We start from the raw sequence: 22,833 nt of genomic DNA on the forward strand, positions 1-22,833 counted from the left end.
GCATGTGTGGAATTGTCGGCGCAGTTGCTGAACGTAATATCACCGCCATCCTGCTCGAAGGCCTCAAGCGCCTTGAATACCGCGGCTATGACAGCGCCGGTGTGGCAGTTTTCACCAACGATGAAAAGCTCAAGCGCATGCGCCGTCCGGGCAAGGTCAGCGAGCTGGAAGCGGCGCTGGCCGCACAGCCGCTGGTTGGCCGTCTCGGTATCGCCCACACCCGTTGGGCGACCCACGGTGCACCTTGCGAGCGTAACGCGCACCCGCATTTCTCCGGTGATATCGCGGTGGTGCACAACGGCATCATCGAGAATCACGAAGCCCTGCGTGAGCAACTGAAATCGCTGGGTTACGTGTTCACTTCGGACACCGACACCGAAGTCATCGCGCACCTGCTGAGCCACAAACTCAAGGATCAGCCTGACCTGACTGTTGCGCTGAAAGCCACCGTCAAGGAACTGCACGGCGCCTACGGTCTGGCCGTGATCAACGCACAACAGCCGGATCGTCTGGTTGCCGCACGCAGTGGCAGCCCGTTGGTGATCGGTCTGGGCCTGGGTGAGAACTTCCTCGCGTCCGACCAATTGGCCCTGCGTCAGGTCACTGACCGCTTCATGTACCTGGAAGAAGGCGATATCGCCGAAATTCGCCGCGATAACGTGCAGATCTGGGACGTCAACGGCAACGCCGTCGAGCGCCAGACCGTGCAGTACAGCGATGGTGCCGAAGCCGCTGACAAGGGCGAGTTCCGTCATTACATGCTCAAGGAAATCCACGAACAGCCCGTCGTGGTGCAACGTACCCTAGAAGGTCGCCTGAGCAACAATCAGGTACTGGTGCAGGCCTTCGGTCCACAGGCTGCCGAACTGTTCGCCAAAGTGCGCAACGTGCAGATCGTCGCCTGCGGTACCAGCTACCATGCCGGTATGGTCGCGCGTTACTGGCTCGAAGAACTCGCCGGTATTCCGTGTCAGGTCGAAGTCGCCAGCGAATTCCGTTACCGCAAGGTGGTGGTGCAGCCGGACACCCTGTTCGTCACCATCTCGCAGTCCGGCGAAACCGCCGACACCCTGGCCGCGCTGCGCAACGCCAAAGAGCTGGGCTTCCTCGCCAGCCTGGCGATCTGCAACGTCGGCATCAGCTCGCTGGTGCGTGAATCCGACCTGACGCTGCTGACCCAGGCCGGTCGCGAAATCGGCGTAGCCTCGACCAAGGCGTTCACCACGCAACTGGTCGGCCTGTTGCTGCTGACCCTGTCGCTGGGTCAGGTACGCGGCACGCTCGGCAAAGGCGTTGAAGCCACGCTGGTGGAAGAGTTGCGTCGCCTGCCGACCCGTCTCGGCGAAGCGCTGGCGATGGACAGCACCGTGGAAAAAATCGCCGAGCTGTTCGCCGAGAAGAACCACACCCTGTTCCTCGGCCGTGGCGCGCAGTTCCCGGTCGCAATGGAGGGCGCCTTGAAGCTCAAGGAAATCTCCTACATCCACGCCGAAGCCTATCCGGCTGGGGAACTGAAGCACGGCCCGCTGGCGCTTGTGGATAACGACATGCCGGTGGTTACCGTGGCGCCAAACAACGAACTGCTGGAGAAGCTCAAGTCCAACCTGCAGGAAGTCCGCGCCCGTGGTGGTGAACTGATCGTATTCGCTGACGAGAAAGCCGGGATGACCAACGGCGAAGGCACCCATGTGGTGCAGATGCCGCACATCCACGACATTCTTTCGCCGATCCTCTACACCATCCCTCTGCAGTTGCTGTCGTACTACGTCGCCGTGCTCAAGGGCACCGACGTCGACCAGCCGCGCAACCTGGCGAAGTCGGTGACGGTGGAATAAGTTATCCACAGCTGACATTGACCTGGTTTTAGACAATAAAAACTGTCGCTGAACAATAAAGACTGTCGCAGAGGAGGATTTCCTCCTCTGCCGATCTTGAACGCTAGGTCTCTCGTAGCGCAGCTGCATATTCTATGGTCTTGCGAATCCAACCTGGCACTGGATTCAGGGTTGGGCCTCGGTGCATGCTGGTCGGAGCTTAATGCTGGCAGCCGCTAATCATCGGCATTAGACGTTGCCAGAGCTAGCCGCTAACATTATGCGACATCAATACAAATGAGGCGCCTATGATTGGCCGATCCATTCACGAATGTGTTGATCTTGTTTTGCTTGGAGATGCAGCCAATACAATTCTGGAGAGTACCAAGGAACGTCTAGCTCGCGCTGGCGGAGATCTCAAAATCGAGGAAGCCGCCAGCAAATGCCTTGAAAGCCTTGATCTTGCGAGCTCAGCCGGAGACTGTTCGCTGGATGATGTCAGGACTGTCAAGCGGGAGCTCAAGATTGCAGTGCGCGATCGGCGCTTCGAGCTGAATCCTTTCGACTAATGTGCAGTCATTGTCGTTTGCTTTACTTGTTCCTTAGCTTAAGAAGCACGACAGGCGATCAATCAGCCTTCCCTGGCCTTCATGCCCATCCCGCTGACGCCCAGCGCGCCCACCATTCGACCACTTTGCTGCAGACCTCTCTCACTGGCCTCATGCTCCTCCGGCTAAGAAAGGCTCCGCATCCGTATACACCCTGGAGGCTATGCACTTTTTCCACCAAGTCTGCTTTTGTGGTTGACCTTTCTGTGCTTTTTAGCTAAGTTTTCGATACGGCTTTATTCGTGGCCGGCGAAAGCAAGTTACGGATTCTCTTTTTCACTAATTTTAAATAGTGAGAGGTGGATCTTTGCATTCGCGAAACTGCCTCTTACTCTGGAGGCAATTATGTCAGAAATCTTACCTTCTCCTCTCCCTGTTCCCGAATTTCGCAAGAAGAAGGGACGTGCACTTGCACGCCTTGATCGCGAGCAAAAAATGCTGGAGTCCGGTCCGCTTGGCGCCGAGCGCTTACTTCTCAATATTGCAGTGGACTATATGGAACGTCACCCAAATATGTCTTGGGACCAGGCTCTCTTCGCGGCTCGAGCTTATCTTGATCGAGCACATGATTAAGCAAGGACAGCCATGATGAAGAAAATGACAGCTATCTCACATAACAATGTAACGTATGAAATCAGGTTCGGAAGCTGGTTTCAGCACCTTCACGGAAAGGCCTCGGAAGCACTTCGTGAGGTACATACAGATGACATTATACTTCCTACTGAAAAAACAGTAGCGATCTACAAGGCAGAAAAGAGGGCTGAGTACAATGCCCAACCACGCAGTCCTCGTTCATCAGCGAAACAATACCTCAACGACTGCTCGCTGAGTGATTTTGGGCTAAACTGGGATAAATTAATTGAGTTGCTCAAGAAAAGAATAAATGACGCCTGTATACCCTTACTTTTGAAGTATCAGCACTCTGATAACGAAAGCTATGAGTTAGCTAAAGCGGCGTCCAACGGGCATATCAGCGCCATGTACCGGATCGGAGCCTCGCTTGGGGGGGGGCGGAGTGATGATTGTCTACTCTGGTTATCGATGGCTCATAACAGAGGTCATCTCGGGGCGTGCTACGAAATGGCAATGCACCTTGCAGCCAAGGAAAATCACATCGACTCTCTACGTTGCTTGATAATATCTGCCGATGGAGGTTCCGATATTGCCTATATGTCTATCTTTCAGATAACCAATCTGAAAAATATGTTAAAAATCCAAGCTGAACCACTTGAAAGCATGTTAAATGAGCTCGCAGAGGCAACACATGCATCAAGCGCTAATTACTTTAAAGGCATACTAAAACTTTTTTCAAATAACCCCGCCGCCGGAATGGCCATTTTAAAAAACTTCCTGAAGGAGCCGAAGAAAAAGCCTTCTGAAAATGATACTGGTGAAGTTTATTACAATCAGGTCAATATTGTTAGTAGCTTCATTGAGGGTGTATTGGCGGACATCCAATCAGGAGTACCTCCACTGATATCCATCTCGACTCGTGGCGAACAGGCTGGTTTCTGCAGCTTCTCGGATTACACTGAGTTTTTCGAAATAGTTCAAAACTTACAGAAAGCCGAGTAAACGGCTATCGATTAACGCAGAAAGACGACAGAGCAGCGACCAAGTAACCAAAAACAGGCGAAGAATCTCAGATTAGTCAATCTAAGTGAGTGTTCCGAGCCTGTCTTCATCAATCACGATTCAATTGCTCGGAAGCTAAATCTCACAGCGTTTCTCGCAACTCGTTATTTCTCACGGTGCAAGGTATGGGCATCCGATGATGGTGGCGAAAACCGCCTATGCCGCAAAAAATTGGACAATGCAGCACGAGACACATTCAAGGATTTCTCGGGCTGGTTTACAGGGAAGGGAGCGACGGTGCTGCCAGGTTGGCCTAATATATTTGCGACACGATGTGGAACGTGCTTTTCTAAATAGATGCATGTCCTGAGCGTCAGACTGCATAGGGTTGGCAGGTTCTTGTTGCTGGTGCGACTTTGATCCAGTCGTAAAGAGGCCAGAGAGTAAGTGTAGCCGTCAGCTATCCGCGGAGCAGCAGCTCTGATTGGCTGGGGCAGTTTTAATTCTCTAGCGCTTGAGTCCGTATCAGCATCTGGGCCTTCTGCGACAGTTTTGCGATTTCTTCGCAGCCAGCTGGAAGCCCCGAAATCCGCCTCATACTGCGACAGCTTTAATTCTCAAAATCCAGACCCGCAAAAATCGCAGCCTCGGCTGCGATTTTTGTATCTGAATCGAGGACCTCCATGGACCGCTTCCAGGAAATGCAGATCTTCGCCACCGTGGCCCAGGAGCAGGGCTTCTCGGCAGCGGCGCGGCGTCTTGGCTTGTCCGCGGCCAGTGTCACCCGCGCCGTGGCGGCGCTAGAGCAGCGCATTGGTACACAGTTGCTGATTCGCACGACACGCACTGTGCACCTCAGCGAGGCCGGTCAGCGTTATCTGGAAGATTGTCGGAGAATTCTCGCCGAGGTGCAGGAAGCCGAGGATTCGGCGGCCGGCAGTCATGCCCAGCCCCGTGGGCAATTGACGGTGACTGCGCCGGTGTTGTTCGGTGAGTTGTTTGTCACGCCCCTGATGACCAGTTATCTGACGCAGTATCCAGATGTTTCGATCAATGCGCTGTTGGTCGATCGGGTGGTGAGCATGGTCGAGGAGGGCATCGATGTCGCGGTGCGCATTGGTGAGTTGCCGGACAGCAATCAGCATGCAATCCGGGTCGGCGAAGTGCGGCGGGTGATCTGTGGTTCGCCGGACTATCTGGCTCGACACGGCCGTCCCGCGCATCCGCAGGCACTGGCCGGTGCGCCGGTGGTGACGACGTCGGCCATCGGCCAGTTGCGCAACTGGCCGTTTGTGGATCAGGGCGAAGCGCTTAGCGTGCGACCCGAGCCTCGGCTGGTGGTCACCGCCAACCAGGCGGCGATTACTGCGGCTTGCCTGGGCTTGGGGCTGACCCGGGTGTTGTCCTATCAGGTCGCCGGCAAGGTGGCTTCCGGTGAACTGGAAATTGTCCTCGCCGATTTCGAACTGCCGCCGCTGCCGATTCATGTGGTGTATCAGGGCGGACGCAAGGCACCGGCGCGGGTGCGCAGTTTTGTCGACCACGCGGTGAAGGTGCTGCGAGAACATCCGGCGCTGCAGAACGCGGCGTTATTTCATCCAGTGAAATAATTGATTGCGATTGCTGGTGATTCTGTTGATTTGAAGATGGGTGGAAGATGGCCTCCATCGGCGCTGCCATCCCGAACGGCGCCCTCTCCAGCGGAGTCGACCATGCAAGCGATCAAACTCTACAACTTCCCGCGTTCCGGCCACGCCCATCGGGTAGAGCTGATGCTGTCCCTGCTGCAGTTGCCGACCGAATTGATCCTGGTCGATCTGGCCAAGGGTGAGCACAAGCAGGCGCCGTATCTGGCGATCAACAGTTTCGGCCAGGTGCCGGCGATTGACGACGGCGGTGTGGTGCTGGCCGACTCCAACGCGATTCTGGTGTATCTGGCGCTCAAGTACGGCAATGGCCGCTGGCTGCCGACCGATCCGGTCGGCGCGGCGCAGGTGCAGCGCTGGTTGTCGGCCGCTGCAGGGCCGATTGCTTTCGGACCTGCTGCTGCACGATTGGTGACGGTGTTTGGCGCACAGTTGAATGCTGAAGAAGCGATTACCCGTGCGCATAACCTGCTCAAAGTGATGGAGGTGGAACTGGGCAAGACCCCGTATCTGGCCGGCAGCGAGCCGACCATCGCCGACGTGTCCGCCTACAGCTACATCGCCCATGCGCCGGAAGGCAACGTGTCGCTGGACGACTACACCAACGTGCGTGCCTGGCTGGCGCGTGTCGAAGCCTTGTCCGGTTTTGTCGGCATGCCGCGCACGGTCGCCGGTCTGCAAAAGACTGCCTAAGGGGGCGGCCCGATCTGATCGAGTTAACCACAATGCGCCGGCGGCGCGGGGAGATGCGTGATGGAACGTTCACCGTGGCACGCTGGCGAGCAACAACTGCAGGCCCATGTCGGCGTTGCCGAGCGCATGGAGGCCTTCGGTCGAAAAGTGATTCGCGACTGGATGCCAGATCAGCACCGCGCCTTTTATGAGCAGTTACCGTTCATGCTGTACGGCGCGGTCGATGCTGACGGGCGCCCATGGGCCAGCGTGATCGAAGGCGCGCCGGGGTTTGCGCATTCGCCTGATCCCGAGCATCTGCATTTCGCCAGCCAACCCGCTGCCGATGATCCGGCGCAATTGCGCAATGGCGAGCCGATCGGGTTGCTCGGCATTGAGTTGCATACCCGCCGCCGCAATCGCCTCAACGGTCATGTCGACAATCTGACCGTGCAGGGTTTCGAGGTGAGCGTGGATCAGGCTTTCGGCAACTGTCCGCAATACATTCAACTGCGCCAGTTCCAGCGCGTGCCGCTGAGCGATCCGCAGACGCGGCCAGCGCAGCACGACGACGGTCTTGATGACGCAGCCAGAGCCATGATCGAAGGCGCCGATACCTTCTTTGTCGCCAGTTACGTCGATGTGGACGGACAACGTGCGGTGGATGTTTCCCATCGTGGCGGGCAGGCCGGGTTTGTCCGGGTTGAAGGTAATCGTCTGACCATCCCGGATTTTGCCGGCAACCTGCACTTCAACACGCTCGGCAACCTGCTGCTCAATCCCAAGGCCGGCCTGCTGTTCATCGACTTTTCCACAGGCGATGTGCTGCAACTGAGCGGGCGGACCGAAATCATCCTCGACGGGCCGCAGATCGAAGCGTTCCAAGGCGCCGAGCGCCTCTGGACATTCGAGGTAGAGAGACTGGTGCGGCGCCCGGCGGCACTGGCCCTGCGCTGGCGCTTCGACGGCATGTCGCCCACCAGTCTGCTGACCGGCACCTGGGCCCAGGCCGATGCACGCTTGCAGGCCAAAGCGCTGGGTGACCGCTGGCGGCCGCTGCGGGTGACCCGCATCGAAAGGGAGAGCCAGCACATCCGCTCGATCTATCTGCAACCGGACGATGGCGCAGGGATGCCGGTGTTTCAGGCTGGCCAGCATCTGCCGTTGCGCTTCACTCTGGATGGTGAAACGCATATTCGCACTTATAGCCTGTCGAGTGCGCCATCGGATGATTTCCTGCGCATCAGTGTGAAACGCGAGGGCCTGGTTTCAGGCCATTTGCACCAGCAGATCCGGGTCGGCGATGTTCTTGAGGCACGGGCGCCACAGGGGCACTTCACGGTGGCACCGCTGGAACACCGGCCGCTGGTGCTGCTGGCGGCGGGGGTTGGCATCACGCCGTTGCTGTCGATGCTGCGCGAGGTGGTGTATCAAGGCCTGCGCACCCGCAGGATCCGGCCGACGTGGTTGCTGCAGAGTTCTCGCAGCCTGGCCGATCAGCCGTTTCGCGAGGAACTCGATCGCTTGCTGGAAAGTGCTGGCGACGCGGTACGGGTGATTCGCCTGCTCAGCCAGCCGGAAGCCGATGTGCACGAGGGCGAAGATTTCGACCGCCATGGGCGCATTGATGGGGCACTGCTGCGCGATTTGCTGGAGGTCGAGGATTACGACCAGATCGATTTTGCCGTCTGTGGCCCCGGCGCTTTTACCCAAAGTGTCTACGACAGTCTGCGCGAGCTGGACATTCGCGACGCGCGGATCCATGCCGAGACCTTCGGCCCGTCGACGCTCAAGCGCCAGCCGGACCCGGATGCGGCGGTCATCGAGCAACCACCGGCCGCCATCACGTCAGTGCCGGTGATGTTCGAGCGTTCTGCCAAAGAGGCGCGCTGGCAGCCGGACGGCGGCAGTCTGCTGGAGCTCGCAGAAAGCCGTGGCCTGCGCCCCGAGTTCAGTTGCCGGGGAGGTTCGTGCGGCACCTGCAAGACACGTCTGGTCAGTGGCGCGGTGAATTATCCACAGCCCCCGGCAGACCTGCCGGAAGCGGGGCAGGTGCTGATTTGTTGCGCGGTGCCGGCGCAGAGTGAGCAGTTGTTGGTGCTAGATCTCTAACGGCTCATTTGAAATCACTACACCCCCCTGTGGGAGCGGGCTTGCTCGCGAAGGCGTCAGATCAGTCGACATCATTGTTTACTGAAAGACCGCTTTCGCGAGCAAGCCCGCTCCCACAGGGTGATGTGTTTCAGCAACGGGATCAGGCGTAAGACAGGTCTTTCTCCTCCAGCAGCTCCTGATACAGCTCGGTCCACTTGCGGCCCATCTCGTCGGCGGTAAACAACTGCCGGTAACGCGCCTCGGCCTTTATGCCCATGGCTGCTGCGCGTTCGGGGTTTTCCCAGAGGCTGCGCATTGCCTCGCGAAACGCCTGAGGGTTGCTCGGTGGCACCACCAGCCCGGTTTCGTTGTGGATGTTGATGTAGCTGGTGCCGGTACCGATTTCGCTGGAGATCATTGGTTTGCCGTACATCGCGCCTTCGAGCAGCGAAATGCCGAACGCTTCGGAACGCAGGTGCGACGGAAACACGATGGCGTAGCTCAGTTGCAGCAGGGCGACCTTGTCTTCATCGCCCAGGCGCCCGAGGAAGTGGATGTTACGCAGCCCCAGCGCAGCAGCCTGGGCGTGCAACTCCAGTTCCAGCGGCCCGGCACCGACGATCACCACCGGGTAGTCCACGTCCTTCAAGGCGTCGAGCAGGATGTGCAGACCTTTGTAATAACGCATGACCCCGACGAACAGGAAAAACTTATCCCCAAGCTGCTGGCGCCAGCGATTCATCCGTTCGCTGTCGGCCTGTGGATAACCGGCCTTGTTCAAACCGTATGGAATCACCCGGGTCTTGTTCTGAAACTGCTGCAGCACGTCGCTGGTGTGCAGGTAGTTCGGCGAGGCCGCGACAATCCGGTCGGCGCTGGCGAGGAAGCGGTTCATCAGCGGTCGGTAGAGTTTGAGCAGATGCTTCTGACGAATAATGTCCGAGTGGTAGGTCACCACGCTCGGTTTGTTCATGCCGCTGGCAAAGTGCACCAGGTCCATGAACGGCCACGGAAAGTGATAGTTGACCACATCGGCTTCGGCGGCCAGCTCGCGAAACTGTTTGAACACGCTCCAGGAAAACCCGGTGGAGGCGAACTGGATGTCGAGTCTGGCGCGATGCACTTCGTGTTGACCCAGTTGCACCACCGGCGGGGTCGGGTCGGCGCTGAGTGTCAGCACCTGGCCGTCGATACCGTGATGCGCACCGCTTTCGCACAGCTGAAATATCACCTGCTCGATACCGCCGACCGAGTCAGGCAAGTAGGTTTTGAAAAAATGAAGAACTCGCATTCAACCTCCCATGGCCTGGCGGTAGGCACCGGCCGTGGCCTGTGCGCAGCGCTGCCAGGAAAAAAGCCGCGCCCGCTGCAATCCGGCTTCTCGGCATGCTTGCCAATGCACCTGATCGTCGAGCAGACGGATCAGCGCGTCGCGCAAGCCGTCTGCATTGTCAGGTTCAATATAGTTGCCCGCGTCGCCCGCGACTTCCGGCATGGCCGAAGCGCGGGTGAGTACCACCGGCGTGCCGCTGGCCATCGCCTCCAACACCGGCAGGCCAAAGCCTTCGTATAACGAAGGAAAAATCAACGCCCGGGCACCGGCCAACAGCTGGGCCAGGTGTTCATCGGGCAAGTAGCCGAGCAGGCACACATGCCCGCTTGCCAATGCCTGACGCAGTTCGGCGCTGAACTGTTCGCGCTGCCAGCCAGCCATGCCGACGATCAGCAGCGGAAAGCGTTGGCGCACGGCCTCCGGCAGCAAGGCATGGGCGCGCAGGGCCAGCCGCAGATTCTTGCGTGGCTCCAGCGTCCCGACACAGAGGAAATACTCCCGCGCCGTAACGGCATGGGCCTTGAGTACCGGGTCGATGGTGTGTGCGTCACGCGGATGAAAGCGCTCGGCCACGCCCAAAGGAGCGACCACGAAACGTTCAGCGGGCAGGCCGAAACAGCTTTGAGCTTCGTCGGCGATCGCTTGTGAATCGGTGAGGATCACTTGTGCCTGCCGCACGCCGGTAGCCAGTCGGCGCTCGATCTCTTGCAAACGTGCCGGCGGCTGAGTTTCGGGGTAATGCAGGTGCGTCAGGTCGTGCAGGGTGATCACGGTCGGGCCGTCGAAGGCCAGTGGCCACAGACTCGGTTCGTGATACAGATCGATGCCATGCGCGCGCGCCTGATCGAAACGCTTTTGTTCCAGCCAGCGCCGCGCCTGATAAGCCCCGGGGATCTGCCGCAGCAGTGGCGTCAGGCGCGAATAACCGGGCATCGCCGCCTCCGGCAAGGCCGAACTCCAGCCCCAGCCGTGGAACAACTCAATTTCGATATCGGTATCGCTGCGCAACGCATTCACCAACTCGGCGACGTAATGGCCGATGCCGGTGCGCGGTGCCTGCAGGATCCGGGCATTAAGGGCAATGCGCATGCGGCCTCGCTGGCGCCAATGGCGCTTGCACTGCATTGCGTACGGTGCGCTCGGCCAGTTGCGCACTCGCCTCGTGCCAGTCGATCCAGCGCCAGTCCGCCACATCGCGAGCAGCGGGGAATTGGCCACTCTGCAGGAACCGCATGATCAAGTCAGCGAGGCTTTGCGGATCCTGCAAATCGAAATACGCCATGAATTCGCCGCCGATTTCGCGGAACACCGCAATGTCGCTGCCCATCGCCGGCAAGCCACGCTGCATGGCCTCCACCAGCGGCAGGCCAAAGCCTTCGACAAACGAAGGGAATACCAGCGCACTGGCGTGGGCGTAGGCATGTTCGAGGCTGGTGTCGCTCAAGTCGTTGAACATGAACAGGCGGCGATTCAGTTCGGGATGACTGCGCACCCGGGCGAGCAGGGCATCGCACTTCCAGCCGATGCGCCCGGCGATGCACAGACGCGCCGGGGAGCCGGCGGTCCAGGCCCGTTCGAAGGCATCGAGCAGGTATGCGTGGTTCTTGCGCGGCTCAATGGTACTGACCATCAGGAACAGCGGCTCCGGTGTATTGAACAGCTGTTGCAGGCGCGGTTCGACGGTTTCCCCGGCGCTGTGCAGATCCAGTTCGGAACCGAGGTGAAAATAATCGAACCAGCGTTTTTCGGCCTGTACCGTGCCGATCCGTTGCTGCAGTTCGGCGCGCACCTGATCGCGTACCGTGGCGGAAATGGCCAGGTAGCCGTCGGCCGTGCGGGTGATCCAGTCGAACCATTCACTGAAGACCTGCACCAGCCGCGTGTCGTAGAACTGCGGGTGGGTCAGCGGTATCAAGTCGTAGATGACCGCGACGATACCGACACCCTCGCGCTTGAGCTGTTCGGCGTGGGAGAAAAAGTCCGAGTGCCAGGACGAATCCAGCAGCACCAGTTGGTCTCCGGGCTGATGCTGCAAGGGGGCACAGCGTTTTGGCAGTTGCTGGCGGTTGATCCGCTCGATCAGCCGCAGGGGTACGCCAAATGCTGCGAAAGCGCTCAGCCGATAGCCGACGTACAACAGACGTCGTGGGGTTTTTGCCTGCAGGCGGCTGTCGAGGCGCTGATGCCATTGCCAGAAACGGTGCGCAAGGCGTTCCAGTCGTTCGCCGAATGTCGCAATGGCGTTGAACAGCGGCGCGTCCAGCGGGGCCAGGCGCGTGACCCGATACAGCCGGCCCCTCAGCGAAATGACCGGCAGGCACTCGACATCACCCACCCGCGCCGGCAATTGCTTGATGACGTTGCGCACCACGCGTTGAATACCGGAGTTGATCTTCGGGTGTTTGAAGACGTGGGTGCACTCGACCAAGAGGCGGGTCATGGCGCACGCTCGGTCAGCGCTGTCTCGGTGTGAGGGGTGATCGTCGTCTTGGCATTGAGCCAGGAACAGCCGACGAAATCTTCCTGTCGGTTGTTGATCACGTGAAACACCAGACCGTAATCGCGCCATTCGAAGTTGCGGTCCAGATGCGAGTCCAGGCGCGACAGGCTCAACGATACCGAATAGTTGCCCTTGCCCAGCCCCATGACGAAGGCGAAGCGGTAAGTGAAGCGTTCGCCGGCGCGCAGATCGGTCAGGGCCTTGTTCAGGCGATGGGTGTTGATGCCATACATCATCTGGCCCAGACGATCCTTGAGGATGAAGCCGAGCACCAGCCGTTCAATGTCGCGGCGAACTTCGACCTGCACTTCCAGTACCACTGGCTGGCCGACCTCGGCAGCGTCGATGGCGCGATCGTGTTCGTCCAGCAGGCGCACACTCAGAATGCCGGCCTCGCCGGTGCCGGACACGGTTTGTACTTCGCCGCCGGCGAGCATTTCCTGGCGCACGATCTGCCCTTCGCGTTCGGCCATCAGGGCGTTGTAATAGTCGAGCACCACTTCCGGTTTGTCGTACATGGCCATGTGGCCGTCCTTGAGCAGGATCGCCGAATCGCAGATCGACTGGATGGCCGAGCGGTCGTGGGAGACGATCAGCAGGGTCGTGCCGGCCTTGCGGAAGCTGCGAATGCGTTCAAAGCTCTTGTGCTGAAAGTAGGCGTCGCCCACCGACAGGGCCTCGTCGACGATCAGAATGTCCGGACGCCGCGCGGTGGCGACGCTGAAGGCCAGGCGCATCTGCATGCCGCTGGAGTAGGTGCGCACGGGGTGGTCGATGGCTTCGCCGATTTCTGCGAAGTGTTCGATGTCAGGCATCAGCGCTTCGATTTCGCCAACCTGCAGGCCCAGCAACTGTCCGGCCATGATCGCGTTCTGGCGCCCGGTAAAGTCCGGGTGAAAACCCATGCCCAGCTCCAGCAATGCCGCTACGCGCCCTTCAATCTCGATTTTGCCGCAGGTGGGTTGAGTGGTACCGGTGATCATCTTCAGCAAAGTGCTTTTGCCCGCACCGTTGGCGCCGACGATACCCACGGCCTCGCCGGGGGCAATCTCGAAAGCGACATCCTGCAGCACCCAATGCTCGCGGTGGCGCACCGGGGAAAACGGGATCAGCCATTCCGCCAGACGGCTCCAGCGTGTCGGATACTGTTTATAAGCCTTGCCCAGGCCCGTTACGCGTATAAGTCCCATCAGAGTTCATCCACCATTTCACCGACGCGCTGGCGGAACAACCGCAGGGCGATCAGACACATCACCACCGCGACGATGAACACCGGTAAAAGCGAGTTCCAGACCGGCCATTGCCCATACAGGAACAGGTTCTGATAGCTGCCGATCAGGCTGGTCATCGGGTTGAGTTGCAGCAGCCGCTGGACCCACTCCGGGAGGATGGTGATCGGATACACGATCGGCGTCAGCCAGAACCAGAACTGCAGGCAGATGGCGAAGAGCTGGCCGACATCGCGAAAGAATACATTCAACACGCCGAGGATCATGCCCAGACCAGCGCAGAACAGCATCTGCAGCGCAATCAGGGGAATCAGCGCCAGGAGCGCCATACCGGGCCAACGCCCGCTGATCAATAGAAATCCAAGGAACAGGCCGATGATGATGGCGAAATTGATCGCCGCATTGCACAGCACGATCACCGGCAGGCAGATGCGGGGGAAGCTGATTTTCTTCAGCAGGTTGGCGTTATCCAGAAACATGGTCTGGCTGCGCAGGGTGATTTCCGAAAACATTCCCCAGGCGAGCAGCCCGGCGCAGAGATAGACACTGTAGGCCATGCTGTCATCCACGCCCGGCAGGCGGGCGCGCATGATGTGAGAAAAGATCACGGTGTAGACGATGATCATCGACAGTGGATTAAACACGGGCCACAAGGCGCCGAGCAGCGAATTGCGATAACGCGCTTGAAACTCTCGCTGTACGCTGCCGAGGATGAATCCTCGATAGCTGTAAAGCGAGCGGTACAGGGAAAGCAGCATCAAACCGTCCTGCCGTATTGGTCTTCGAAGCGCACGATATCGTCTTCACCCAGGTATTCGCCGCTTTGCACTTCGATGATCACCAGGTCGATCACGCCGGGGTTTTCCAGGCGATGGCGATGGCCGGCGGCAATGAACGTCGATTCGTTCTTGGCCACCAGGTGAGTGCCGGTACCGTTGTTGGTGACCTTGGCCATGCCTTCGACCACCACCCAGTGTTCGTTGCGGTGATGATGCATTTGCAGCGACAGCTTGCCGCCGGGCTTGACCACGATGCGCTTGATCTTGAAGCGCGGGCCTTCCTCGAGCACGGTGTAGGTGCCCCACGGACGGCTGACCGTGCGATGCAGGCGGTAGGCTTCGTGGGATTTGTCCTTGAGCTGTTTGGCAACGCGTCGCACATCCTGGGCGCGATCGGCATGGGCCACCAGCACCGCGTCGGCGGTGTCGACGATGATCAGGTTATCCACACCCACGGCGGCCACCAGCCGGCCTTCGCTCTGCACGAAGTTGTTGTGACTGTCGATGAACACCGCTTCGCCGCTGGCGCGATTGTTGTCGGCATCGGCCGGTACCAGCGCTGCCACGGCACCCCACGAACCGATGTCGCTCCAGTCGAAACCGGCGGGCACCACCACGACTTTCTCCGAGCGCTCCATCAAGGCGTAATCGATGGAGATGTCGGTGATTTCAGCAAACAGTGCCGGTGACAGTTCCTGTTGCAGACAGCCGACGGTTTCCACCGGGGCGCTGGCCTGCATGCAGGCGCGGGTCTGTTCCAGCAGCTCTGGCGCGTGCAGTTGCAGCTCGTTGATCAGTGTCGCGGTGGTGAAGCAGAACATGCCCGAGTTCCACAGGAAGTTGCCGCTTTCCAGGTAATGGGTGGCGGTCTGCAGGTCAGGCTTTTCCACGAAACGCTGCACTTTCGCTGCGCCTTTGGCGTCCAGCGGTGCGCCGGTTTCGATGTAGCCGAAGCCGGTTTCCGGGGCGGTCGGCAGCACACCGAAGGTCACCAGATAACCGTCCTTCGCCAGATTGACCGCGTGTTCGACGGCGCTCTTGAGCGCTTGCTGATTAACGATCAAATGGTCGGCGGGCATAACCACCATGATTGCATCGTCGCCGTGCAGCGCCTGCAGCGACAGGGCGGCGGCGGCAATCGCCGGGGCGGTGTTGCGCCCGGTCGGCTCCAGCAGGAAGTGCCCGCGATGGCGCGACACATGGGCGGCGCAATAGTGATCCTTGCTCTGGAAGTAGTACTCGCGGTTGGTCACCGTGACGATGTCGCCCCAGCCGTCGAGCAGTGCTGCCGCCCGCTGGTAGGTCTTGCCGAGCAGCGACTGCCCGTCGGGCAGGGTCATGAACGGTTTGGGATGGCCCTCGCGGGACACCGGCCACAGACGCGTACCGGCACCGCCGGACAGAATCACGGGAATGAGCATGACCTACTCCTTGGCGACGCGTTTCATATCCGCATCCATCATCATGCGGATCAGGGTGTCCAGGTCGGTTTTCGGTTTCCAGCCCAGCACACGCTGCGCCTTGGCCGGGTTGCCGAGCAGCACTTCGACTTCGGCCGGGCGGAAGAACGCCGGGTCGATCTTCACGTAGTCGCGGTAGTTGAGGCCAACGTGATCGAAGGCGATGCGGCACATCTCGCGCACGGTGGTGGTGACGCCGGTGGCGACCACGAAATCGTCAGGCTTGTCCTGTTGCAGCATCAGCCACATGGCTTCGACGTAGTCACCGGCAAAACCCCAGTCGCGTTTGGCGTCGATGTTGCCCAGGGCCAGTTCCTGCTGCTTGCCCTGCTTGATGCGGGCCGCGGCGTCGGTGACCTTGCGGGTGACGAACTCGATGCCGCGCAGCGGCGACTCGTGGTTGAAGAGGATGCCGCTGCTGGCGTGCAGGTCGAAACTTTCGCGGTAGTTGACGGTGATCCAGTGACCGTAGAGTTTGGCCACGCCGTAGGGGCTGCGCGGATAGAACGGGGTGTTCTCGTCCTGTTGTTCGGCCTGAATCAGACCGAACATTTCGCTGGTGGAGGCCTGATAGAAACGTGTGTGCGGGCTGAACTGGCGGATCGCTTCGAGCAAGTGGGTGACGCCCAGGCCATCGACGATGCCGGTGGTCACCGGCTGATTCCAGGAAGCGGCAACGAAGCTTTGTGCAGCGAGGTTGTAGACCTCGTCCGGCGCCGACTGAATGACTGCACGTTGTACCGAGCAGGCATCGGCCATGTCACCGTCCAGGTAGACGATGTCGCCTTCGACGCCCATCTCGCGCAAGCGCCAGCGCGAATCGCTGCTACGGCGTGCTACCAGGCCGTGAACCTTGTAACCCTTGTCGAGCAGCAACCTGGCCAGATATGCGCCGTCCTGGCCGGTGATCCCCGTGATCAGTGCACTTTTCATTGTTGTTTTACTCGCTGCTCCCAGTCGGACAGGATCGCCCGCAGGGATTGTTGTGTGGTGATTGCCGGTGCCCAGCCCGTGGTCTGGACCAGCTTTGCGTGACTGCCGCAAACGCGACGCTGATCGGCGCGCCGCATGCGTGCCGGATCCTGCACCAGTTGCACTTCGACCTGCGCCAGATCGCCCAACTGCTCGATCAGACTGCGGATGCTTTGTTCGCGGCCCGAGCAGATGTTGTAGACCTGCCCGGGTGTGCCTTTTTCCAGAAGGGCGAAATAAGCCGCGATCACATCGCCGACATCGAGGAAGTCGCGCGTGACGTCAATGTCGCCGACTTCCAGTCGTGCTGCCTGCAAGCCTTGCTTGATGCGGTTGATCTGGCGTGCGGCGCTGGCGATGACGAAGCTGTCTTTCTGTCCGGCGCCGATATGGTTGAACGGCCGCGCCACCAGCACCGGCCAGCCCTCACTCAGGCCCCATTGCAGGCTGAGAAACTCGGCCGAGAGCTTGCTCACCGCATAGGGGTTGCGCGGGCAGGGCGGTTGCAGTTCGGTGATGGGCAGGGCGCTCTCGTCGACTTGTCCATAGACGTCGCCGGAGCTGACATACAGGAAGGTCCCCCGAAATCCGCGGGCCTTGAGGGCCTGCAACAGATTGAGGGTACCCAGCAGATTGATCTCGAGCGTACGGGCCGGGTCACGGAAGGCTTCGGGAACGAAGGTCTGACCAGCGAGGTGAATCACCGCGTCGGGCAATTGTGGCCACAGGTCGACGAGGCTCGCCGCTGACGTGAGATCGTAGGGTGCGGTGGCAGGCAGCAGTTCCCACGTCGAGTCAGGCTGGGCCAGACGCGACTGGATATGTTGTCCCACGAACCCACTGAGGCCCGTGACGAACAGACGCTTTTTCAAACAGCGACCCCTTGGTCTTTAACATTCGCCACTTTCCCACAGGCTTTGAGGGGAAGTCTGTCAGGCCGCATGAAAAGGGCCGACAGGATGACAGGCGAAGTCGTTGTTGTAGTTGTTTGTTACCAATCTGTGCCAAATGCTTGGCAATTTCAACAGGGCAAACCGTGACTGGTCAGTTCTCGTCAGAGTAGACGGATTTATTCTCGCCGGGCGGTTCACGAATCCGCGACGGATGTGTTTAGAATGCCCCTCGTCGCGTTCAACAGGGGTTGTTCAGCCCCAGTCAGACCGACCACTAAAAACAAGAACAAAGACGGGCTGGAAGATGCAGGACGAGTGTCGGCATGCCGACCACGATTCAGCGCTTCGCCGTCATGGATTGAAGCAGCCGGGATGGCGGCTTCATCGTGGGATGCCATGAACTTCATTCTTTACTCGGACGTCAACGACCGTTCCATCAGCCAGAGTCTCGGGCGTCCCGAATACAGTTACTACTTCGTGCTCAAGGCTTATCGCCCAGTGCTGGAAAGCCTTGGGCGGGTGCATGTGGTGTCCGCCATCACCGAGGTTGATCCGCTCTTTCGCCAATTGCGCGAGGCGGGCGAAGACATGCTGTTTCTCTCTTTCACCCCGCCGCAAAATACGCCGACCGATCTTGAGTGTCCGACCCTGTGTGTGGTTGCCTGGGAGTTCGATTCGATCCCGGACGAGATCTGGGACAACGATCCGCGCCACGACTGGACGCAGATGCTGGCCCGACAAGGGCGGGTGATTACTCTGTCCAGCCATACTGCCCGGGCGATTCGCCGGGCGCTGGGCGAGGACTTTCCGGTACTGGTTTTGCCGACACCGTTGTGGGAGAACTTTGCGGCGATTCGTCAGCAGCAAGTTCCGGCGCCGGTCAATCCAGGCACGCCGCTGGCGATCAAGGGCTGCATTTTCGACAGCCGTACGCTGGCGCTCTCAGCCGATGACCTGCTGCCCAAACCACTGACCGCCGAGCAACTGGCCGCGATCGAGGCACAGCGACCTCCTCCGCTGACCGTCAAACGGCGCCTGGTCATCGCCCGGCACTACCTGCGCCAGTGGCGTCTGGATGCAGGCCGCGAACAGCAACAGCCGCGGGTGAAGTTTCTGCATCACTGGTATTGGGAGGGACTGCGTGATCTTTTCTCACGCAGGGCGCATGCCTGGCTGGAGCGACAGCTGCCGAGTATCGCCGGTCCACAGGCGGTGGCAGTGGTCGAACCGCCGCCGCTGGATCTGCCGGACACCACGTCGGTGGTCGACACCACGGTCGACGGTGTGGTCTATGTCACCGTATTCAACCCCAAAGATGGCCGCAAGAACTGGCATCAACTGATCACCGCGTTTTGCTGGGCATTTCGGGAAACGGCCGATGCCACGTTGGTGTTGAAAATTACCCAGAACAATCTGGCCTCTTACTACAGCGAATTAATGACCCTGTTGGCGCAGCTCTCACCCTTTGCCTGCAGGGTGGTGGTGTTGCACGGTTATCTGGATGACGCCCAGTACACCCGGCTTTACGCCGCTGCCAGTTACTACGTCAACGCCTCGCGCTGTGAGGGCCTGTGTCTGCCGTTGATGGAGTTCATGTCCAGTGGCAAACCGGTAATCGCCCCGGACCACACGGCCATGGAAGACTACATCGATGACAGCGTCGCCTTCGTGATCAAGTCCAGCGAAGAACCCGCCATCTGGCCGCAGGACTCGCGGCTGATTTACCGCACCCTGCGCCACCGCCCGGATTGGGCTTCGCTGAAACAAGCCTACGAGGACAGCTACCGCATGGCCAAAGACCAGCCGGAGCGGTACCGGCAGATGTCGGCGGCAGCGGTCGAGCGCATGCATGACTACTGCGCTTTTGCCCCCGTGCAAACGCGCATGGCGGAATTTTTCGGGCTTGCACCGCATCCCGCCAATGCTGCGTCAGTGACGGAAAACGCCTCATGCTGATCATCATTCATTCGGAAACCAACCAGCACACCATTGCACAGAATCTGGGGCGCTCGGAGTACAGCTATTACTTCGTGCTCAAGGAATATCGCCCGGTACTCGAGCGTCTCGGACGCGTGGTGGAAGTGGCCGATCCGCTGACCGAAGTCGACGCGCTTTACGAGGAATGCCGCGCCAGTGGCGAGCCGTGCGTCTTCCTGTCGTTCTCGCCGCCCCATCGCACGCCGGTACACCTGATGTGTCCGACTTTGCCGGTGTTTGCGTGGGAGTTCAGCACCATCCCCAATGAGCCGTTTGCCGGTGAGCCGCGCAACGACTGGCGCACGGTGCTGCAGGCTTGCGGAGCGGCGATCACCCATTCCAGCTACACCGTTAACGCGGTGCGCGAGGCAATGGACAGCGATTACCCGATCGTCGCGGTGCCTGCGCCGGTATGGGATCGCTTTGCCGCCCACGGTGCGCCGTTGCAGGGCCAGCCACCGAATGGACCGGTACGGTTGAAGATCAAGGGATTGGTGGCCGACAGTCGCAAACTTGACTTGAACGCATTCGCCCCCCGGCCTTTGCGCACGGGCAAGGGACTCGATTTTCATGCGCCGGTCAGGGAGCAGGAGTTGCTGCTCGACGGCGTGGTCTACACCTCAGTGTTCAATCCCGGCGATGGGCGCAAGAACTGGGAGGACATGCTCAGTGCATTCTGCGTGACGTTCCGCGAGGTCGAGGACGCAACGCTCGTGCTGAAACTGACGCACCACGATGCCGAAGAAGCGCTGAGCGACATCCTCCACCACCTGTACAAGAATCAGTCCTACCGCTGCCGGATCGTGCTGATCTACGGCTACCTCGCGGACGCCGATTATGAGCGTCTGGTGCAGGCGACCCGCTATGTGGTCAACACGTCCTATGGCGAGGGCCAGTGCCTGCCGTTGATGGAATTCATGTCCTGCGGCAAACCGGCGGTGGCGCCGCGTACGACGGCAATGATCGATTACCTGAGTGCCGACAACGCCTTTCTGATCGACTCCACCGACGAGCTCACGGCCTGGCCGCATGACCCGCGCAAGGCCTTCCGCACCCTGCGTTATGTGACTAACTGGACGTCGTTGTGCACGGCCTATCGCGCCAGCTATGTGGTCGCCAAAGAAGATCCGCAACGTTATGCACAGATGGCCGCTCAGGCGGTGAGCAGCCTGCAGGATTTCTGCAGTCAGGCAGTGGCCGAGCAGCGGTTGCAGGTGTTTCTGGGGCAGTTGTTCGGACGCCGGGTTGCCGCAGACCCCGAGATGCGCGGGGCATGAACAGCAAACGGATCATGGACATCGAGGTACTGCGCGCGATCGCGGTGCTCGGTGTGCTGTTTCATCACCTGCAGGGCAGCCTGTTCACCGACACCGTGCCGCTGCTGCAAACAGTCCACCATTGGGCGCAGTCCTGGTGGGGCGTTGACCTGTTTTTTGCGATCTCCGGATTTGTCATCGCCCGCAGCCTGATCCCCGTGCTGCAAGGCTGCACGAGCCGTCGACAGTGCTGGGAGCAGACACGCAATTTCTGGCTGCGCCGGGCTTTTCGTTTGTTGCCCTCGGCCTGGCTGTGGCTGGCGCTGATGTTGCTGGCCTGTGTCTTGCTCAATCGCTCAGGTGCGTTCGGCACGCTGCACGCCAATCTGCAGGCAACGCTGGCTGGGGTGTTGCAGTACGCCAATTTCCGTTTTGCCGACAGTTTCTTTCAGTACGAATACGGCAGCAGTTTCGTCTACTGGAGCCTGGCACTGGAGGAGCAGTTCTACTTGCTGTTCCCGCTGCTGATTGTCGTGTGTCGCCGACATCTGGGCTGGGTATTGCTGGCGCTGGTCGCGGTGCAACTGTTCACGTTGCGCACCCCCTTGCTGATGGTGGTGCGCACCGATGCCCTGGCCCTCGGCGTATTGCTGGCGATGTGGAGCGCGCAGCCGGGTTATTCCCGTTGGGAACCGAGGTTCCTGCGGCGGCCGTGGGCCGGCGTTTCGGTACTGATTGTGCTGGCGTTGCTGCTGAGTTACATGGCCACCGACCGCTTCACGTTCGCCTCTTACCGCATCGGCTCGATCGCCATGCTCAGCGCGCTGCTGGTGTGGATTGCCTCGTACAACCGCGATTACCTGCTGCCGCGCGGAAGGTTGCAACGGCTGATGGCGTGGATCGGCAGCCGTTCCTACGGCATCTACGTGATCCATATTCCGGCCTATCTGCTGGTCCGTGAATTGATCTTCCGCTTGCAGGACGCGGGGCTGCCCAGTCCGGCCGGGCACCCGATTCTCACGGTGCTGATCGCCGGCGGTCTGATCGCGCTGCTCAGCGAATTGAATTACCGATTCATCGAAATGCCGATGCGCAATCGCGGCGCCGCGCTGGTGCGCCGCCTCGGTACGTCGCGAACCGCCGTCCCATCCTCTGGAGCTACCTCATGCTGAGCCTTTTGAAGAAACTCACGGCAACGTCTCCCGCACCGGTTGCTGTGCCATCTGCCGCCGACAAGGTTGATCCGTACATGCTCGGCCTGTACGACGCAAAGCTCAGTGGCTGGTTCAATCAGGAGACCGACGAGCTGTTCACAGGCTTTCGGGTGAGCGCCGATGACACGTTGCTCGATGTCGGCTGTGGCGACGGCGGTAATGTGCATTTCTGCGGCATGCGCGGGGCGAAGATCATCATTGCCGACATCGACGCGGCCAAAGTCGAGGCCACCCGCCAGCGTCTGAGCGATACCCCGGCACGCAGCGTCGAATGCCACGTGACCGACTGCAACCCGCTGCCGATTGCCGATGCCACCGCCACCCGCGTGGTCTCCACCGAAGTCATCGAGCATGTCGACGATCCGGCGCAATTTCTCGCCGAACTGGTACGGGTCGGCAAGCCGGGAGCGCTGTACCTGCTGAGCGTGCCGCATCCCAGCTCGGAAGATTTGCAGAAAGACATTGCCTCGCCGGATTATTTCCAGAAACCCAACCACATTCGCATCATCAGCGAAGAGCAGTTCAAGGCGATGGTCAGTGACGCCGGGCTGGAGATCATCAGCCACAGTCAATACGGCTTTTACTGGTCGATGTGGATGCTGTTGTTCTGGGAAGCCAAGGTCGAATTCAGTAACCCCGATCACCCGTTGCTCGAGCATTGGGCCAATACCTGGCAAGCGGTGCTCGATTCGCCCCGTGGTGCACAGATCAAGCAGGCGCTGGACGCGGTGGTGGCGAAGAGTCAGGTGATCATTGCCCGCAAGCCCTGAGTGCTTTTGTGTACCCTTGCAGCCTGATGTCTCAGGGATCT

Annotated in this window: 19 protein-coding genes; 11 read left to right on the forward strand and 8 right to left on the reverse strand. The window is 59.8% G+C overall.

The features are described 5' to 3' along the window. The first annotated feature begins 2 nt into the window (after positions 1–2). From glmS to H043_RS0100725, 7 genes are all read left to right on the forward strand, one after another. Positions 3–1,835 (forward strand): glutamine--fructose-6-phosphate transaminase (isomerizing), encoded by a 1,833-nt coding sequence (gene glmS / locus H043_RS0100695; protein ID WP_027610295.1) that lies wholly within the window; start codon positions 3–5, stop codon positions 1,833–1,835. 287 nt (positions 1,836–2,122) lie between these two features. Further along, complete coding sequence (locus H043_RS0100700; RefSeq protein WP_027610296.1) at positions 2,123–2,383, forward strand: hypothetical protein; 261 nt, start codon at positions 2,123–2,125, stop codon at positions 2,381–2,383. A gap of 384 nt (positions 2,384–2,767) precedes the next feature. Continuing rightward, on the forward strand, positions 2,768–2,995 hold the full coding sequence (locus H043_RS0100705; RefSeq protein ID WP_081730173.1) for a hypothetical protein: 228 nt from the start codon (positions 2,768–2,770) through the stop codon (positions 2,993–2,995). Positions 2,996–3,007: 12 nt separating this feature from the next. Next, entirely contained in the window at positions 3,008–3,997 is a 990-nt protein-coding gene (locus H043_RS28920; RefSeq protein ID WP_097090236.1) for a hypothetical protein, read from the forward strand. Positions 3,998–4,680: 683 nt separating this feature from the next. Further along, positions 4,681–5,607, forward strand: coding sequence for a LysR family transcriptional regulator (locus H043_RS0100715; protein WP_027610298.1), 927 nt, complete (start codon positions 4,681–4,683; stop codon positions 5,605–5,607). Positions 5,608–5,709: 102 nt separating this feature from the next. Continuing rightward, the gene (locus H043_RS0100720; protein WP_027610299.1) at positions 5,710–6,336 is read left to right on the forward strand and encodes a glutathione S-transferase family protein; all 627 of its coding nucleotides are present in this window, start codon (positions 5,710–5,712) and stop codon (positions 6,334–6,336) included. A 60-nt stretch (positions 6,337–6,396) separates the two neighbouring features. Continuing rightward, positions 6,397–8,427 carry a pyridoxamine 5'-phosphate oxidase family protein gene (locus H043_RS0100725; RefSeq protein WP_027610300.1) on the forward strand — a complete coding sequence of 677 codons (2,031 nt, stop codon included), beginning with the start codon at positions 6,397–6,399 and terminating at the stop codon, positions 8,425–8,427. Positions 8,428–8,569: 142 nt separating this feature from the next. Here H043_RS0100725 and H043_RS0100730 read toward each other — a convergent pair whose 3' ends face one another. From H043_RS0100730 to H043_RS0100765, 8 genes are read right to left on the reverse strand one after another with little or no spacing between them, the layout of a single operon-like run. Next, on the reverse strand, positions 8,570–9,700 hold the full coding sequence (locus tag H043_RS0100730) for a glycosyltransferase family 4 protein (protein WP_027610301.1): 1,131 nt from the start codon (positions 9,698–9,700) through the stop codon (positions 8,570–8,572). After that, positions 9,701–10,831 (reverse strand): glycosyltransferase family 1 protein, encoded by a 1,131-nt coding sequence (locus H043_RS0100735; protein WP_027610302.1) that lies wholly within the window; start codon positions 10,829–10,831, stop codon positions 9,701–9,703. After that, positions 10,815–12,182 (reverse strand): glycosyltransferase family 1 protein, encoded by a 1,368-nt coding sequence (locus tag H043_RS0100740; protein WP_027610303.1) that lies wholly within the window; start codon positions 12,180–12,182, stop codon positions 10,815–10,817. Before H043_RS0100740 ends, H043_RS0100735 begins: the two co-directional genes overlap by 17 nt. After that, complete coding sequence (locus H043_RS0100745) at positions 12,179–13,432, reverse strand: ABC transporter ATP-binding protein (protein ID WP_027610304.1); 1,254 nt, start codon at positions 13,430–13,432, stop codon at positions 12,179–12,181. The genes H043_RS0100740 and H043_RS0100745 overlap by 4 nt, the downstream gene beginning before the upstream one ends. Continuing rightward, positions 13,432–14,229, reverse strand: a complete 798-nt coding sequence (locus H043_RS0100750) for an ABC transporter permease (RefSeq protein ID WP_027610305.1) — start codon at positions 14,227–14,229, stop codon at positions 13,432–13,434. The genes H043_RS0100745 and H043_RS0100750 overlap by 1 nt, the downstream gene beginning before the upstream one ends. After that, entirely contained in the window at positions 14,229–15,671 is a 1,443-nt protein-coding gene (locus H043_RS0100755) for a mannose-1-phosphate guanylyltransferase/mannose-6-phosphate isomerase (RefSeq protein WP_027610306.1), read from the reverse strand. Before H043_RS0100755 ends, H043_RS0100750 begins: the two co-directional genes overlap by 1 nt. A 3-nt stretch (positions 15,672–15,674) precedes the next feature. Beyond that, positions 15,675–16,643: a GDP-mannose 4,6-dehydratase gene (gene gmd, locus H043_RS0100760; RefSeq protein ID WP_027610307.1), complete on the reverse strand. Its 969-nt coding sequence runs from the start codon at positions 16,641–16,643 to the stop codon at positions 15,675–15,677. Continuing rightward, complete coding sequence (locus H043_RS0100765; protein WP_027610308.1) at positions 16,640–17,554, reverse strand: GDP-mannose 4,6-dehydratase; 915 nt, start codon at positions 17,552–17,554, stop codon at positions 16,640–16,642. The genes gmd and H043_RS0100765 overlap by 4 nt, the downstream gene beginning before the upstream one ends. A 417-nt stretch (positions 17,555–17,971) precedes the next feature. On the opposite strand from H043_RS0100765, the gene H043_RS0100770 reads away from it, so the two are divergent. The 4 genes from H043_RS0100770 to H043_RS0100785 are packed head-to-tail and all read left to right on the forward strand — an operon-like array spanning position 17,972 to position 22,792. Further along, positions 17,972–19,531: a glycosyltransferase gene (locus H043_RS0100770; RefSeq protein ID WP_256214085.1), complete on the forward strand. Its 1,560-nt coding sequence runs from the start codon at positions 17,972–17,974 to the stop codon at positions 19,529–19,531. Then, positions 19,525–20,829: a glycosyltransferase gene (locus tag H043_RS0100775; RefSeq protein ID WP_027610310.1), complete on the forward strand. Its 1,305-nt coding sequence runs from the start codon at positions 19,525–19,527 to the stop codon at positions 20,827–20,829. The genes H043_RS0100770 and H043_RS0100775 overlap by 7 nt, the downstream gene beginning before the upstream one ends. Beyond that, positions 20,826–21,980, forward strand: coding sequence for an acyltransferase (locus H043_RS0100780; RefSeq protein ID WP_027610311.1), 1,155 nt, complete (start codon positions 20,826–20,828; stop codon positions 21,978–21,980). Before H043_RS0100775 ends, H043_RS0100780 begins: the two co-directional genes overlap by 4 nt. Next, entirely contained in the window at positions 21,974–22,792 is an 819-nt protein-coding gene (locus H043_RS0100785) for a class I SAM-dependent methyltransferase (protein WP_027610312.1), read from the forward strand. Before H043_RS0100780 ends, H043_RS0100785 begins: the two co-directional genes overlap by 7 nt. Positions 22,793–22,833 lie beyond the last annotated feature (41 nt).

Source organism: Pseudomonas sp. URIL14HWK12:I6 (assembly GCF_000514195.1).
Lineage (GTDB): Bacteria > Pseudomonadota > Gammaproteobacteria > Pseudomonadales > Pseudomonadaceae > Aquipseudomonas > Aquipseudomonas putida_A.